This is a genomic window from Salinisphaera sp. G21_0 (assembly GCF_017744115.1).
GTDB lineage: Bacteria > Pseudomonadota > Gammaproteobacteria > Pseudomonadales > Endozoicomonadaceae > Endozoicomonas.
Genome location: NZ_JAGHQW010000001.1, coordinates 193,638 through 206,536, shown reverse-complemented (window position 1 = coordinate 206,536; position 12,899 = coordinate 193,638). Strand labels below are relative to the sequence as shown.

Below are 12,899 nucleotides of genomic sequence, written 5' to 3'. Positions count from 1 at the left end.
GGAATTCACCGATCATCACGCCCGGGCTTTTTACTTGATAATATTACCAACTGGTTGAATCGAGTCATCCAGGACCATGGCCGAAAAGGTCTCAATCAACCCCTTTACCCTGGCATCGGAATAAATACTCTCTTTCGCTTCCTGAAGACGCTCGGCAATTTTCCGTTCGCGCCAGGCAGCAGGAGTTTCATTAACAATACGACCAGTGTCAATTGACAGTTTAACGGACTGTTCAAAATAATCACACAGCGCCTTTTCCACACGCTGACGATGGGTGTCGTTGTAGAGCGTGCTGCGCTGCTCATCAAGTCGTAACCGGACGGCACCCTGTTCACTGTCAACAAACTCACAATGGGAACCAATGGTGCCTGTCACCCCTCCCAGGGGAAGACCGCGAAAAACCTGAATCCAGCTCACAGCATCCATCTGCGTAAATGGCACCCGATCTTCTTTTGCCGGTAATTCCACCACAGCCCTGACCGGGGCTTCAGGAGCAACAACCGATGACAGACTCAGAGACTGGTGAGCAGAGGCACCCGCTACAGTAGCGACTTCCTGAGAATCGACTCCGGACGACCAGTGTGCCTGCATATCATCCAGAGCACTGTCACGCTCATCATAAACGGGCGACTCAAAGGCAGCCTGGTCATACGCTGACAGTGGCACGACCTCCGGGATTGGCGGTGCATCTTCACTGACCACAGCCCGGGAGGTTATTTCCTCTGGTGGTGTTTTTGGTGGCTCATCAGCAATAACAGGAGGCTCAAAGGTATCCCTGTGACCACTGCTCTGGAGCGAAGGGTTTTCTTGCTCAATGGTTTCCTGAGCAGTTTCATGAATAACAGCAGGCGCATCAACTTGTTGGGTAGCAGGCTCAGGCTCCGGATCAGAAGCACCTTCCTCATCAGAAGTGCTGTTGTGAGATGAAGAGCCTTCAGCTGATGAAGAGCCTTCAGCTGATGAAGAGCCTTCAGCTGATGAAGAGCCTTCAGCTGATGAAAAGCTTTCCGCAGATGAAGAGGCGACATTATTTACCGGCTGCGCTGCAACCGCCATCACACCCTGTTTTGCACCAGAAATCTCAAGCTGCCTGCCAGCCGCTGGCGCACCATCGGGCCGGAACGCCAGCATACGCAGCAAGGCCATTTCAAAACCACCCCGGGGATCCGGTGCCAGGGGCAGGTCTTTCTTGCCCACAAGACCAATCTGGTAATAAAGCTGCACATCCTCAGCCGTCATTGATGATGCCAGCGCTATAACCTGCTCACGATCACCCTGACTGTTATCAACGGCATCGGGCACAGCCTGGGCAATGGCCACCCGATGCAGCAGGGACAGCATATCATCCAGTACTGCCAGATAATCCGGCGAATGTTCTGCCAGGGATGACACCGAACCCAGGATATGAGCCGCATTGGCGGTCGACAGCGCCACCACCATCTTCATCACCTGCCCCTGGTCAATGGTACCCAGCATCGCCCCCACCTCAGCCTCACTGACCCGCCCGTTGCCAAAAGCAATGGCCTGATCCGTCAAACTGAGGGCATCACGCATACTGCCATCCGCAGCACGGGCCAGCTGCCACAGTGCCGCCACTTCGCAGGGGATCTGTTCCTGTCCAAGAATATTCTCCAGATGACCGACAATTCGCTCTGGCGTCATATTCTTCAGGCTGAACTGTAGACAGCGGGACAAAATGGTCACCGGCAGCTTCTGAGGATCCGTGGTTGCCAGCAGGAATTTCACATGGGGAGGCGGCTCTTCCAGCGTTTTCAACAGCGCGTTAAAACTGTGCGCCGAGAGCATGTGCACCTCATCGATCAGGTACACCTTATAGCGCCCACGGGTTGGCGCATACTGAACGTTATCCAGCAGTTCCCGGGTATCTTCTACCTTGGTTCTGGAGGCCGCATCCACTTCAATCAGGTCTACAAACCGGCCATCATCAATCTCTTTGCAGGCTGAACACTGGCCACAGGGGGTCGAGCTGACACCCTGCTCACAATTCAGACACCTGGCAAAAATACGGGCAATGGTGGTCTTACCCACACCCCGGGTACCGGTAAACAGGTAGGCATGGTGGAGACGATCCTGATCCAGGGCATTAACCAGCGCCTGAAGAACATGGGACTGCCCTACCAGCTCTTTGAAAGAACGGGGTCGCCATTTGCGTGCAAGAACCTGATAGCTCATTGATTAGCGTCAATACCTGATGTGGGAATTAAAGAATATCTATGCTAACCAAGAAGCCTTGAAATTGCACGATCAGGAAACGTTAGAGAAGTATTTGAAAGCGAGTTTGGGAGTGAGGAAAATCCGGAGAACCCGGAATAATGGAGGCGAACCCTGCCAGCCACACCCCGGCACATAATGTCACTACTACCGTTGCTCCCTTCCGGGCCTGGCGGGGTTCGTAGCTGATTATTGCGGGGGGACCGGCAAGGTCCACCATAAGGATCGGGGCATCGCGTCCCGATGCAGGGCATTCTGCATAAAACCCGATCTGACGTCAACTGCCAGCGCACATCTGGCCATCATTTTATTCACAATCAGGCCCGCTTTTTTCCGGCTGGTAAGCCCGGAAACAATATTATGATGGATTCACCAGCGCCATCACGCCCAACCCGGCAAACAACAACGCAGCCCCACGGCGAATCCATTGCAGTGGCAGCCTCTCTGCCAAATTCTCACCAAAGAAGACCACGGGTATATTGGCCAGCAGCATGCCCAGCGTAGTGCCGGCAATCACCATGATCGTGGCAGAACATTCAGCCGCCAGAAGCACAGTCGCGACCTGGGTCTTATCGCCCATCTCGGCCACAAAAAACAGAGCCAGTGTCGTTAGAAAAACGCCATAACCCGTCGTTGCCCCATCATTGTCACTCAGCTTATCCGGGATCAGGGTCCATACAGCAACAGCAAAAAAGGAAGCGGCAATCAGATATTGAAGAATATCAGGGGAAATCCAGGCAACCACCCAACTGCCAAACCAGACGGCAACGGCATGGTTCAACAGAGTCGCCAGCAAAATAGCCAGAGAGATCAGCCAGGGAGCGCGAAACCGCAACGCCAGCATCAGCGACAGCAGCTGGGTCTTGTCACCGATTTCAGCGAGAAAAACCACCAGTGCGGAAAGGGAAAAGGTTTCCATAACAAATCCGGGGAGGCGATGAATGATTGGCTCTTGAACCGGATCGGAACCAGTATTGGCCAGACTCTACTGAACCACAGTGTTGAACACAACAGACCGGAGAATACAGAAAACATTGAAAGCCGGTGCTGATATGGAACAAATCCTGCGCTTTACATTTCTTACAAACCAGGAGATATCCGTCAGACTCTATGCCACTTTGGGAGAAGGTAGATATCAAGGGCAACTACCTGTTTTTTTGCCGATGACAGTCTGTGGGTAGTTGATTTAATACCCCGGGCTGTTCAGTTATTACCGTTGACATGTTGTTTATCAGTTCATGGAGGCCCTCCATTTTCTCGCTATTCATTGTGCATGTATGATTATTTACGGTTTGCTTACTGGATATTCGCTCAAGCTTTTTATACAGCGCTTCATCATTTCCTTTAATCAATTTTTTAAGATCAGCAATTGCCTCCCGATTTTTTTTACATCCAAGAAAAGTAGCACATTGCCTCACGGATAATCGTTCAAGCTTTTCCTTTAACTCTCTTTTTAACTCTTTGTTGCTTATCAGCAACAGTTTGGTTTCATAGTCGTGCCGGACAATATTGCGTTGCTCCATGGCGAGACCAATGGCTGAAGCTGTGCAAAATGAAACAAAACCGATAGGAGCAGCTTTAGGGAGAGCCGATACCGCATAACATAAAAGTGAGCCAATGTGACCGCAAGAACATGAGGTAATTAATACCTCTTCGTTCAAAAGGTAGTCTTTCAGATGGCAGGACGGCGCACTTGGACATGATGTAGACTGCATAATTCAATTCCTGTTACCAGTATGGAAAATAAGTTGATGCTGCCGGGTCAGCTCATATGAAAACGACTTTCTGAAGAACAAATGCCAACTCACAATTTTATGACTTTCTTTCCAAAAAAAAGTTCAACACGTATCGATTGAAAGGCCTATGATTTCCTGAAACATTTGTTTTTTCCTGACAGCCATTATTTGACAGGTATTGAATAATGTTTACACCATCAACAATTTCACCACCAACAGCAACCACACTGACAAACCAATTATCGATCGAATGTTCAACAGAGTTTGATGGCAGCAAAACACAAGTAGTCAAGCCAGAAACCCGGGTAAAGATCAATGAAGGGAGATATACAACAACACCTGAGAAAAAATGCCTTGATGATTATGGAATAACGGTAAATTATGAGGCCGAAGGAAGCCACCTCGGTTTCAGGTATTTTAACTCGATAATCGGTTCCAGAACGGATCAGGAAAAACACAACCGGTTCATGTCTGAATTGCGATCAATCAATGAAGTGGATGTGGATGCACTTAAATGTGTCGCAACAGAAAAGCACGATGGCATTAACACCACCATTAAAGTCGACAGGAATGGCAACGTTTGTTTATACAAAAGACTGACCAAGGTACATAACAAAAGCGATCCTTTGGCGGGGCTTATTGAGAATAAATACACTGAAGATATCTTTGCTGTTAATCGCTGGATGAATAAAAACAACATCGATACTGTCTTCCTCCGCTGTGAAATGGTGGGCTTTAATATTCAAAACAGACAGAATTACGGTTTGAGTCAGCACTTGATTGCATTTGCCCTGGATATAGAGGGGGAACAACTCCCTTTCGATCAGTTCAGTCAGTTGTGGGATAAGGAAATTCGTCCTCCAAACCTGCAAAAGGTCAATGTGCTGGCAGAAGGAACTTTCAAGGAACTCTGTAATTTCAAGGTTAATCATGTTCCCGGAACATCGGCTGCGATGCTTGCCAGTAAAGCGAATAGCATTGAGATCATGCCTTCAGAACTGACCACGGATATTGAAGGGGTAGTGATTCAGCCCGAGCACGAATTATTGTATGTGCCCACTTTCAGGGATACGGAAGCCAGCAACGCCATTCAGGAAAAAAAGAGAAACAATGAGCCGCTACCCAGCTTTGTTGAAGGAACAGACACCAGACGACGCTTTTGTTATAAACTCCTGGCAGACTGGGTTGCCGGGGAAGCCGGGGCATCGTCTGCTGGCGGAAAAGTTGAAGATCAGGTGAGAAAGAAACTGGCTAACCAGTTACTTGACATTATTGAGCGGAGGGACCTGATTAAAGAACAGGGCACGCTGAATACTCGAAAGGAATTGAGCCAGAAAATAACAGCAGTTTTCGATATGGCAAGGGATGAGCTGATCAACACCCACCCGGGGAGTGAGGAGATCCTGACGTGGGGAAAAATGAAAGGATACATTAACAAAAGGCTGGTTGAACTGATAAAACAGGCCAACCCCCAGCTTTTTCCAGTCAAATCCCCATGACCGGCATGATTGGTCATGAGTATCCGTAATCTGACTGATAGCCAAACGTTTTCTTTAACCGCTCAATATAGTCCTTATCACGGCACAGTGTTTTACCCGGGCTGTCTGAGAGTTTGGCGACGGGAGCCCCATTCAGCTCGGTTAATTTCAGAACAATATTGGGCGCATTAAAGCCCATATCGTTGGTGAGATAGGTACCAATCCCAAAGCTGACATTAATTTTACCAGCAAACCAGTGGTAAATAGCCAACGCTTTATCAAAGTTCAGCTTATCACTGAACACCAGACTTTTGCTGCGCGGGTCAATGCCCAGTCGGCGATAATGATCAAGGGCCAATTCCCCCCAGACGAAAGGGTCACCGGAATCATGGCGCATCCCCTGGTAGGCCCTGGCCAGCTCAACATCAAAGTCCTTCAGAAACGCAGCCATGTTGATGGTATCCGTAAGCGCTATGCCGAGCTGACCTTGATACTCATCCAGCCATACCCTTAACGCATCTTTCTGACTGGTCCGCAGACTCTGACCGAGAACCTGATGGGACTGCAGCCACTCATGGGCCATGGTGCCTACCGGTTTCAAGCCAAGGGTTCTTGCCAGATTCAGGTTGCTGGTGCCCACAAAGTTATCTGGTAAGCGGTGCTTCAGGCTTTCCACGACGTGGTAATGCCAGTCCCTTGAAAACCGCCGACGCGTACCAAAATCGACCAGAGTAATACCACTATCGCCCGGAAGCTGGCTCAGCTTCTCATCAAGGCGACGCTGGCCTTGAGTAATCACATCATCCTGAGTTCCCTGACCATAAAAGCTATGACCATGAAGCTCACTGACAATTGCCAGCAGGAAAATTTCAAAGTGGGTAATTTCACTCCAGAGCCCCTCAATCACCAACGACAGTTGACCACTGGTCTGTTCAATGGCAACCGCATGGGGGTCAAGCCGGAAACCCTCAAGATACTCGATAAAATCATCCGCAATAAACGGCAGAGTAGACAGCCACTCAAGTTCTTCCGAACCCAGGCGCAGCTCTCCCAGAAATTCACACTGCCTTTTCAGTTGCTTTTTTGACAGGGCTAACGGCTGGTCACTACGGCAATGAAACTCCATGCGAGCCCAGGCATCCGGATAGCGGTGCACCATGGACTGCTGCATGGTGTATTTATACAGGTCGGTGTCGAGGAGGGTTGGTATAATCGGGCTATCCATACTTCTTTCCTTCAGAGAGCGTCGGCATCACTGACCGCATCAGCAATGATCAGATCGCTGGCACTCTCTACCAAAATAACTCCGCCGGCATTCAGTTCGGCAATAGCATCAGCCACTGATGATTCAGCCAGGCCACGGGTGGCAGCAAGATTGACATACACCTGAAAACCAGCCCGCTGCAGTTGCAGTGCCGTGGTTTTTACACAGAAATCAAGCGCCAGACCACCAACCAATACGGTGGTAATGCCTTTATTGGTTAAAAATTCGATAACGCCTGTACTCAACCGTTCTACCAGGTCATGAAAACAGGCACCATAAGGATGAATATCCATCTCGACCCCCTTCCAGACAAAATAATCATAATCCGTCACGTCGGGAAGCCCACTCACCAGCTCAAACCCCTGTGTGCCGGGGACAGCATGTCGATTCCAGCGCAGATCAACATTTTTATGGCCGGTTACCGGCGTCAACTGCGGATACTCTGCCCCAGCCACCCATACTGCATTGGCCGGATGCGCATCCTTGGACCCCACACGAACACCAGCCAGCCGGGCCTGGCGATTTAACTCAGCAGCGATATTATGACCATCCGGAACCGGTAGCTCATCTGGACACAACGGGGTGAAACAGTTCTGGGCATCCACATCAAAAGCAGCAATAGTCTCCCTCGACCCAATGGCATACATTATTTTCACCGTGACAAAAGGAATCTGATTCACTAACATAGTGAATTATGTTCCCTAACCTGTCAACCAGAGTATCTGCCATCAGGATTTGTCCATGGGCCCCAAGCCAACCAAGAGCCATCAGCCAACCAAGAGCCATCAGCCAACCAAGAGCCATCAGCCGATTAAAAGCCTTAAGACAATCAAGAGCCTGAACACGGCACTTATCTCTGTCGATCTGGTCGTGTTTCAGCTCAGCGCCAACAACAGCCTCCAGGTACTTGTTCATCAGTTACCGGAAAATAAGTGCCCCCAGCTCCCGGCAGGCAGAATAGAGCCTGAATTTGATCACTGCCTTGAAGATACGGCAAAACGACAACTGAGCCGACTGACGTCAGAACCTGCCACCTATTTCGAGCAGGTCGTCACCATTGGCGATAACCAGAGAGACTCCAGGGGCTGGTCATTAACCGTCGTTTACTACGCACTCCTTCGTCCGGGTAATGAACAGTCATTACAGGCCCAGGCGGTATGGGTTGATGTTGTGAATGATCAACCGGTAACCACATTGGCCTATGACCATAACCAACTGGTTATGGAAGCGCTGGACAGACTGAAAAATAAAATACAGTACAGTGCGCTGCCTGTTTACCTGCTTCCAACAGAGTTCACGTTATCCGATATTCAACATGTCTTTTCTGTTATTCTTGGCAAAGCCCCACCCATGCGCTCGATCCGCAACCGATTCCTGAATTACAATCTGCTTGAGGATACCGGCAAAAAGCGCTATGGAAGCAACCGGCCCGCTACGCTTTACCAGACAAACCGACAGTCAGAAAACTGGTTATTTGACAGGCTCTATTTAACAACTAAAGTTTGAAAAATCTTCTGGTGAGAATTCATATTACATCTGAATTGTCACATATTAACCCCTGCAAATTGATCAGCAAAATTGATTGCCAAAACTGATTAACAGTTACAAATTGCACTAAATGACAAGTCGCAGGAATAATAATGAAATATTGAATCATCTTTCTATTAATTTACTCAGATAAAGCCTTCCCCTGTGAATGCGCCATCCATTAAAAAGTAATTTTAATAGTCCACTTACTCCAAGAGAGCAATTTTCAAAGATGCATGTCAATTCGCTTCGACCTGGTACAGATACCAACAATATCATCATACAACCAACAGCAAATAACCCATTACTGGTAAAACCAGTAAAAATATGGCGGCACAGAGAGGTTGCCCTGCCAGACCAGCCAACAGAACAAAAAGTTTATTATTCACAGGCGCTCAACCCACCTGCTCAGACGGTTTTTTACCCGGTACCGCTCCGAGTTGCAGCAGCACCACTACCAACGGTATCTGCACAGAGTGACACCTGCCCCATTGCTGTTGTGTCAACACGTCAAAGAATGCCTGCTTTCATCCCCGCGCAAGAGCAAGCGCTTTACTTTTGTCGACCAACCTTTTGCGCTCCTCCTACCCCTTTTAGTCCATTCCAGGCCAGCCTGACACCCTGCTACATCCCCCAACCGGCTTGCCCAGACACTGCGATTCAATTTTTGCCCCGTGTTCCGGCAGGCTCAGCAGGAACAGTACCAGCAAAAGCATCTGAAGCCCCGGAAGTCATGGAACTCATTACCCTAAACCGGGGAAGATACTTAACTTCAACCATTGACGACATTGCCTACCATCAAAGAGCTGGTACTGGCAATATACAACTGGGGATTTTTAATCTGAAGGTTGGCCTGCGCTTTCCATCAGATCTAATAGCCAGCGATATGATCTCGTCACCAATACAGGGAAAGCTATGCTTCTCATCATGGCAGGCTCTGACCCAATACTTATCCAGACAACCCGCCGGCTGCTTTTATAACAAAGACCAGCAAAGAGAGCCCGTCAGCAGAATCCCTATTTTCCTGAAATGTGATGAAATGAAATTATCTTCATCTACTCAGCTGGCAATCACTCAGGAGAGCATTGACCCATTGAAGGCAGAGCAGGAAATACCAAAAATTATCGATCACCTGAAATCCCTGAATGAGAAAAGAGTCAATGCCAGAATAGTATTCTTTGACTCCAAACAAGTTGGCGGAATAGCCTGCCATAGAGATCGGACAACAGGCTATCTTACCTATTTTATGTTTAACACACCTACAGTGTATACGCCACTGTCAGTATCATCGCTCAGGGGGCTGTTTTACGAACTGGAAGCTACCATACAGCATTCCATGAATGACAGTGAGTTATCAGATTATATTGAATCTTTGGGTGTAGGTAGCTTTCTTAGACGAGGCATTCGCAGAAGGGGGAGCATACAGTTATTTTCTCACACTGTTAGTTTTCTATCAGATGATTAGTCCGGGAGATAATAAGACATCACGCTTCTTAATCCAGCTATTTAACAACTTAATCAGGCAAAGTGACTCACAATGAACAACAATCCATACACAACAAACGCCACTGCACAAGGATACCCCAGATACGATGAGCCAGTATCAACTCAACTGACTTCTCCTTATCGACAGCCCTCCTTTACAGGAATGCCCCATTGGCATGGGCGGAATATAAGTCACACAGCTCATCTGGCACAGCGACTTCAACTCCCATACTTTCCAGATCAACAGGGGCAGATGTTCACCTCTTATTTAAACCCGGGTTTCACCGGTCCTGGCAGCACCAGCATTGCCGATGTGCAACCGCGCATGCGACAAAGGAAAAAGTCGGCACCCGTACATATCCCAACACCCCATACTTCAGAACATACCCCCAAATCTACAACAACAGGCAATCCGAATCGGCCCCACCCCAGAAAATCTGAGCACTGCCCCGACGATGGAAAAAGATACACTGATAGTTTTTCTCAAACATCATCCGGGATTAATGAATCCGCTGAAAGTGCTGAAGCATCGTTATCAGAAGACAACGGAATGTTACCCGGAGCATTCGCTGGCAGCTCAATCGATCCTCATTCCAGCCTGCAAAGTAATCCCCATGTACAAGTGCTTATGGCCGAATTATGGGCAGCCACCCTCAATTATGAAAATACTTTTGGGATCCCGCCCTCTAACACCTTGCTGGCAAGAGCTTTTCATTTATTTTTACAGCAAAACCAAAATTATAAGGCACCCTTGCTGCCTAATCCGACTACTTTCAATCAGCCAACCGCGAACTGGGTGCCTTCCCACAGCCAGCAATGCCTTGATGTAATAGAATGTTTAAACCTTTATCGAAACCAACGTATATATGGCGATATCATTCATGTAACAGGCTATAAATCCGCTGGTCTTGGCATAGCTAAAATCTACCCGCTACACATTAAATTCCGCATTTGGTTCCCTGAGGCGTTTAAAGCACTGCCCAACCAACAAATCAAGGCAATGAAGGTAGAAGGGAACCTGAAATTTAATCAGAGCGAAGTGACAGCGTATGTCAAAAAACATTCTGAAGGGGCTTTTTACGACCCACGGCTTCAGAATGTGAAGCATGCAAAAGAAATTCCCATCTATTTGATAACTACCGCCTTGATTGATGAAGCCAGTAGAAGAATTACACCTGAATCCCAACAGGTGCTGACTCATATTAAATCACTTTTCGGACAGCCGATCACTGCAGATATCCTGATGTTTTTTAGCAAGCATCAGGGAGGTATTGCCTGCCATTATGATGAAGCAAGTGGCATCAGTACCCGCTTCCTTTTCAGACTGCCTGATCAAGAATTAAAAAGTGTGCCGATCGCAGAATTGTCGAATAAATACCGTAAATTGCAGGCAAAAATAAAACCAATCGATGATGAAAAATTAATAAGCTATGTTCTTGGCTTTGGGGCTGAAGCCTTTATGAGAGACTTTAATATAAATAAAATAAAACTGCGCTCCAGCGAGGTTTCTCTCCTTCCGAAAGGGAGCTGACAGCAATAGCCCGGTATTTCATAAACTGCCCCGAATCTCGCGCACGACCACATGGATGTGGGAGATAGGGCGACGCAGGATGCCAAAGCCGAGGACTTTGCGCTCTAAGGGATTTTGTGAGGGAGCGCCATACCGGGAAGTACGGTCGACTGAACAAAACTCCCTTAGAGCGGTAAAGGACAAGCGAGAGCGGGAGCACGTTTATGAAATATCCGGGATAGGCCGCCAGCCGTATAAAATGACCTTAACGCTCAATCCGCCATGTTGTACCTTCTCTGCTGTCCTGAAGAATAACTCCCCGGGCAGCAAGTTCATCACGGATACGATCTGCTTCAGCAAAATCACGATGCCTCTTGGCATTGTTGCGTTGCTCAATCATGCTTTCAATCATGGCTTCATCCACATCCGCACCGGATTTCAGAAACACTTCCGGATCCCTCTGCAGAATACCCAGAACCCCACCAAGCTTAACCAGCAGGGCAGCCAGTGGCAGAGCGGCAGATTCGTCCTGACTGCGCACGGTATTGAGGTGACGCACCAACTCAAACAATACGGCAAGCCCTTCTGCGGTATTGAAGTCATCGTCCATAACCTTGAAGAACCGCTGCTCGAACTCATTATTTTCTGCTGCGGACACACCTTCCAGGTCAAGCCCTTGCAACGCGGTGTACAGACGCTCAAGGCGCACACCCGCCTCTTTCAGGCTATCTTCGGAATAATTGATCGGGCTGCGGTAGTGACTGGAGATCATAAAGTAGCGAACCACTTCTTCATCGTACTTATCCAGCACTTCACGGATGGTAAAGAAGTTACCAAGGCTCTTGGACATCTTCACATTATCAATGCGGATTGCGCCAGAGTGCATCCAGGTATTCACAAACCTGGCGTCGTTACATGCTTCGCTCTGGGCAATCTCATTCTCATGATGAGGGAACTTCAGATCTGAACCGCCACCATGAATATCAAAGGTATCGCCCAGGCAGCATTTACCCATAACAGAGCACTCAATATGCCAGCCCGGACGCCCCTCACCCCAGGGCGACGGCCAGCTGGGCTCACCGGACTTGGCAGCTTTCCACAAAACAAAATCCAGAGGATCTTCTTTTTGCTCTTCCACCTCAATTCGGGCACCCGCTTCCAGCTCTTCAAGCACCTTGCCGGACAGCTTGCCGTAATCTGCAAACTTATGAACACGGTAATAGACATCCCCATTACCCGGTGCGTAGGCAAAGCCCTTCCCGATCAGCTGCTCGATCATTGCCACCATACCCGGTACAAATTCGGTGGCCTTGGGCTCCTGGTCTGGTGGCAGGTTACCCAATCGCTGGAAGTCTTCCTGCATGGCGGCGATCATACGACCGGTCAGGGTCATAAAATCCTCACCGTTTTCGGCCGCCCGGCGAATAATCTTGTCATCCACATCCGTGATATTGCGAACATAGGTCAGATCATAACCACGGGCACGGAGATAACGAGCCACCACATCAAACGCCGTTACTGTACGGGCGTGACCAATATGACAGTAGTCGTATACCGTCATACCACAAACGTACATGCGCACGTGATTGCCATCCAGTGGGGTAAACGGCTCTTTCTTGCGGGTCAGGCTGTTATAAATCTGCAGCACTTTATCGGTATCCTTTCTT

At 48.6% G+C, this 12,899-nt stretch carries 10 protein-coding genes and 1 other RNA gene; 4 read left to right on the top strand and 7 right to left on the bottom strand.

The features are described 5' to 3' along the window. Positions 1-30 precede the first annotated feature (30 nt). From dnaX to J7439_RS00820, 4 genes are all read right to left on the bottom strand, one after another. Complete coding sequence (gene dnaX, locus J7439_RS00835; protein ID WP_209199767.1) at positions 31-2,193, bottom strand: DNA polymerase III subunit gamma/tau; 2,163 nt, start codon at positions 2,191-2,193, stop codon at positions 31-33. Between the two features lie 151 nt (positions 2,194-2,344). Next, positions 2,345-2,441: signal recognition particle sRNA small type (gene ffs, locus J7439_RS00830), an RNA gene on the bottom strand. 149 nt (positions 2,442-2,590) lie between these two features. Then, on the bottom strand, positions 2,591-3,151 hold the full coding sequence (locus tag J7439_RS00825) for a TMEM165/GDT1 family protein (RefSeq protein ID WP_209199754.1): 561 nt from the start codon (positions 3,149-3,151) through the stop codon (positions 2,591-2,593). A 226-nt stretch (positions 3,152-3,377) separates the two neighbouring features. Then, positions 3,378-3,947, bottom strand: coding sequence for a hypothetical protein (locus tag J7439_RS00820; protein WP_209199747.1), 570 nt, complete (start codon positions 3,945-3,947; stop codon positions 3,378-3,380). Positions 3,948-4,153: 206 nt separating this feature from the next. On the opposite strand from J7439_RS00820, the gene J7439_RS00815 reads away from it, so the two are divergent. Beyond that, on the top strand, positions 4,154-5,467 hold the full coding sequence (locus J7439_RS00815; RefSeq protein ID WP_209199745.1) for an RNA ligase family protein: 1,314 nt from the start codon (positions 4,154-4,156) through the stop codon (positions 5,465-5,467). A 13-nt stretch (positions 5,468-5,480) separates the two neighbouring features. Here J7439_RS00815 and pncB read toward each other — a convergent pair whose 3' ends face one another. Continuing rightward, the gene (gene pncB, locus J7439_RS00810; RefSeq protein ID WP_209199743.1) at positions 5,481-6,671 is read right to left on the bottom strand and encodes a nicotinate phosphoribosyltransferase; all 1,191 of its coding nucleotides are present in this window, start codon (positions 6,669-6,671) and stop codon (positions 5,481-5,483) included. An 11-nt stretch (positions 6,672-6,682) separates the two neighbouring features. Then, positions 6,683-7,357 (bottom strand): isochorismatase family protein, encoded by a 675-nt coding sequence (locus tag J7439_RS00805; RefSeq protein WP_101746310.1) that lies wholly within the window; start codon positions 7,355-7,357, stop codon positions 6,683-6,685. 94 nt (positions 7,358-7,451) lie between these two features. On the opposite strand from J7439_RS00805, the gene J7439_RS00800 reads away from it, so the two are divergent. The 3 genes from J7439_RS00800 (at position 7,452) to J7439_RS00790 (ending at position 11,253) form a co-directional block, all read left to right on the top strand. Next, entirely contained in the window at positions 7,452-8,216 is a 765-nt protein-coding gene (locus J7439_RS00800; protein WP_209199739.1) for an NUDIX hydrolase, read from the top strand. Positions 8,217-8,406: 190 nt separating this feature from the next. Further along, on the top strand, positions 8,407-9,702 hold the full coding sequence (locus J7439_RS00795; protein WP_209199737.1) for a hypothetical protein: 1,296 nt from the start codon (positions 8,407-8,409) through the stop codon (positions 9,700-9,702). A gap of 273 nt (positions 9,703-9,975) precedes the next feature. Next, the gene (locus J7439_RS00790; protein WP_209199730.1) at positions 9,976-11,253 is read left to right on the top strand and encodes a hypothetical protein; all 1,278 of its coding nucleotides are present in this window, start codon (positions 9,976-9,978) and stop codon (positions 11,251-11,253) included. Positions 11,254-11,497: 244 nt separating this feature from the next. Here J7439_RS00790 and cysS read toward each other — a convergent pair whose 3' ends face one another. Further along, on the bottom strand, positions 11,498-12,880 hold the full coding sequence (gene cysS, locus J7439_RS00785; protein WP_209199723.1) for a cysteine--tRNA ligase: 1,383 nt from the start codon (positions 12,878-12,880) through the stop codon (positions 11,498-11,500). Positions 12,881-12,899 lie beyond the last annotated feature (19 nt).

Coding starts and splice junctions, on each gene's coding strand:
- dnaX (WP_209199767.1), bottom strand. CDS start 2,193: ATGAGCTATCAGGTTCTTGCACGCAAATGGCGACCCCGTTCTTTCAAA.
- J7439_RS00825 (WP_209199754.1), bottom strand. CDS start 3,151: ATGGAAACCTTTTCCCTTTCCGCACTGGTGGTTTTTCTCGCTGAAATC.
- J7439_RS00820 (WP_209199747.1), bottom strand. CDS start 3,947: ATGCAGTCTACATCATGTCCAAGTGCGCCGTCCTGCCATCTGAAAGAC.
- J7439_RS00815 (WP_209199745.1), top strand. CDS start 4,154: ATGTTTACACCATCAACAATTTCACCACCAACAGCAACCACACTGACA.
- pncB (WP_209199743.1), bottom strand. CDS start 6,671: ATGGATAGCCCGATTATACCAACCCTCCTCGACACCGACCTGTATAAA.
- J7439_RS00805 (WP_101746310.1), bottom strand. CDS start 7,357: ATGTATGCCATTGGGTCGAGGGAGACTATTGCTGCTTTTGATGTGGAT.
- J7439_RS00800 (WP_209199739.1), top strand. CDS start 7,452: ATGGGCCCCAAGCCAACCAAGAGCCATCAGCCAACCAAGAGCCATCAG.
- J7439_RS00795 (WP_209199737.1), top strand. CDS start 8,407: ATGCGCCATCCATTAAAAAGTAATTTTAATAGTCCACTTACTCCAAGA.
- J7439_RS00790 (WP_209199730.1), top strand. CDS start 9,976: ATGTTCACCTCTTATTTAAACCCGGGTTTCACCGGTCCTGGCAGCACC.